At 35.8% G+C, this 1,225-nt stretch carries 1 protein-coding gene and 1 rRNA gene; both read left to right on the top strand.

The window, feature by feature from the left end; genetic code table 11:
• Positions 1 to 111: 111 nt before the first annotated feature.
• Positions 112 to 223, top strand: a 5S ribosomal RNA gene (gene rrf, locus N824_RS19410).
• Positions 224 to 318: 95 nt separating this feature from the next.
• Entirely contained in the window at positions 319 to 867 is a 549-nt protein-coding gene (locus N824_RS19415) for a GNAT family N-acetyltransferase (RefSeq protein ID WP_048906823.1), read from the top strand.
• The last annotated feature ends 358 nt before the right edge of the window (positions 868 to 1,225 follow it).

Below are 1,225 nucleotides of genomic sequence, written 5' to 3' on the forward strand. Positions count from 1 at the left end.
ACACGTGGGAGAGTAGGTCGGTGCCAAATCTTAATCAAGACCCTGTAGAGCAATCTACAGGGTTTTATTTTAAACATAACAAAGAACTCTATTAAAAGATATTTAAAATATTTAGGTGCCTATATCGGTGGTGTCTACCTCTTCCCATTCCGAACAGAGAAGTCAAGCCCACCAGAGCCGATGGTACTGCGGTAACACGTGGGAGAGTAGGTCGGTGCCAAATCTTAATGAAGCCTGTAGTTAATCACTATAGGCTTTTCTTGTTTGTAGCATTTTTGAACCAGGCTTTTATATATTTGTTTAAATCAGATTTAGAAAATGAGCTCAAACGACATTTATATTTTTAAGTCAGAAAGATTAGGTTTTAGAGATTGGCTTGAAAGTGATATAGATAAACTGGCAAGTATAAATACAGATCCAGATGTAATGAAGTTTTTCCCAGCTACACAGTCTATGGAGCGAACCAAGCAGTTTGTAAGAAGAATGCAGGATTTATTACAAGAAAGGGGTTTTTGCTACTTTGCAGTTGAAGAACTAGATACAAAGGAATTTATAGGGTTTATAGGATTATCTATTCAGAGCTTTGAGTCTGATTTTACACCCTGCGTTGATATAGGATGGCGCTTAGATATAAAGAAATGGTATAAAGGCTTTGCTACTGAGGGTGCGAGGAGATGCATAGCTTACGCTTTTAAAGATTTAAAACTAAAATCAATAAATGCAATAGCTCCTATAGTTAATGCGGCATCTGTAAATGTAATGCAGAAGATCGGGATGAAAGAAGTGAAAATTTTTAATCATCCTTTACTTGAATCTAATGAAATGCTTAGAGAATGTGTACTATATGAGATCTTAGATAACCAATAAACAATTATCTTCTGGAGGAATTAATGAATTTCTAAATGGTACGTATTGATCTCTTAACCCCTTTCTGTTAATTTTTCTGGTTGTGGTTTAGTGAGTTAGGATTATTTTGCAAGAAATAGTGTGTAAATGTTTGCGTGGTGGTTGAATTTTCCTACTTTTGCATCCCGCTTCGGAGGAAGTGAAACAGTGAAAAGGAAGGTKAGAAAGAAGTTTCAAAAAAGATTTGCAAAACAGAAAAAGATTTCTACCTTTGCAGTCCCNAACAAAACGGGTGTTACCAAACGGAGTTTRSTAACGGAATAAAAAAGATTGAAATAAAGGAATGGTTAAACAGAAAGCGGGGAGCAATACGACCTTG

This window comes from Pedobacter sp. V48 (assembly GCF_000523515.1).
Taxonomy (GTDB): domain Bacteria; phylum Bacteroidota; class Bacteroidia; order Sphingobacteriales; family Sphingobacteriaceae; genus Pedobacter.